General features: G+C 68.8%; 1 protein-coding gene. It reads right to left on the bottom strand.

Annotated elements, in window-relative coordinates:
- Positions 1-27: 27 nt before the first annotated feature.
- Positions 28-1,542 (bottom strand): ISL3 family transposase (locus tag AB0D12_RS41305; RefSeq protein WP_362695249.1); only part of this gene is annotated, 1,515 nt, incomplete at its 5' end.

The following is a 1,542-nucleotide window of genomic DNA, read 5'->3' as shown; positions in this document are numbered from 1 at the left end:
GCCCTCCACGCCACCACAAACAGCAGGTCAGACCGCATGGAGGACGCGTTTGCGCAGGAGGTCGAAGCTGGCGCGGCCGAACATCTGGCGCTTGAGCATCTTGATCTTGTTGTTGTGCCCCTCGACCGCGCCGGAGCTGTAGTTCAGGGTCAGGCCGTGGGTGACGGCGTCGAGGTCCTGCAGGAGACCGGCAGCGAAGGTGTTCAAAGCCGGGATCTGATCGGCCTGGACGGCTGCAATCCATTTCTTGAGGTGGCGGCCGCGGCGGTTGTTCATCAGCTCAGCAAAGTCCCGGACGTGCCGGACAGTGGCCGCCAGTCCCGGGACGCGCGTCAGGATCTCCTTCAGGCGCTGGGCGTCGTCGGCGTCGATCCGGTCGGGATGGCGGGTGATCCAGCCGGTGACGTCGCGGACCGAGGGCTGGCGACGTGGTGGATTCTGGCGCGGGAACGCAAGGCGGAGCTGGTGGACGTACTTGCGGACTATCTGCTCCTTGCCCGGGTAGCCGCGCTGCTGAATTTCCTCGAACAGGCGGCGGGCGTTGGTGCAGCCCTCCGCAAATCGCTGGTCGATGTGCTGCTTGAAGGGATCCAGGATGCTGGCCCGGCCCGTCCATTGCCCCACCAGTAGCTCGTCGGGGCCGGCCGCCTGCGCGTAGCGGCGGACGGTGTTGCGGGCCAGTCCCAGCTGGCGGGCGATGGTCTTCAGGCCGGTGCCGGTGGTCAGGAGCGCATGGATGGCGGCGTGCTGCTCTCGCACCCGTTCGGCCAGACGTCCTGTGGTTCTCGGTGGTGCGGCGAGCGACGGCATGGACACGGTCGGCGGTGGTTGGGTGGGATCGGGTTCAGGTGCGGGCTCCGGCAGGAGGGCTCGGTGCTGGACCACGGTCTTCTCGACCGCCTCGGCGAGGTTGTGCCACAAGTGATAGCGGTCTGCGACGTGGATCGCCTCGGGGGCGCCGAGGCGTCCGGCCTCGCCGAATGAGGCGGAGCGGTCCCTGCAGATCACTTCCACGCCGGGGTGGCCAGCCAGCCAGGCGGACACGGTCTCGACGGAGCGGTCAGGCAGCAGCTCGACCACGCGGCGGGTCTCGATGTCGACCAGGACGGTGGCATAGACATGGCCTTTGCGCAGGGCGAACTCGTCGATGCCCAGCACCCGCGGCGTGGCCGACGCATTCTCGGGGACCGCGCGTATCAGCCGCAGTAGGGTCGATCGGCTCACCGGCGTGGCCAACGCGTCCGTCAGCCTGGCCCCGGCTCGCCCGGCCAGCATCAGTGCCACCCGCTGCAGAGCCGCCTGTAGTCCCTGGCTCCGCCGTCCGTGGCGGAAGGTCAGCCCGGGTACCTGCTCGGCGAACGTGGCCTTGGGGCAGCCCGGTTGGCGGCATCGGAACCTGCGGACCTGTAACTCCACCACCACTTGTCGCCCCGCGGCAGCAGCTTCATCGAGGCGGCGCAGGTACCGGCTGTGGACGCTGGCCGAGACGGCTCCGCACGACGGGCAGGCAGCTGACCTGCTGTTTGTGGTGGCGTGGAGCGT

Origin of the sequence: Streptomyces sp. NPDC048479 (assembly GCF_040651435.1) — a bacterium.
GTDB lineage: Bacteria > Actinomycetota > Actinomycetes > Streptomycetales > Streptomycetaceae > Streptomyces.
The sequence above is the reverse complement of the archived record's forward strand: the minus strand, read 5'-3'. Positions and strand labels throughout refer to the sequence as shown.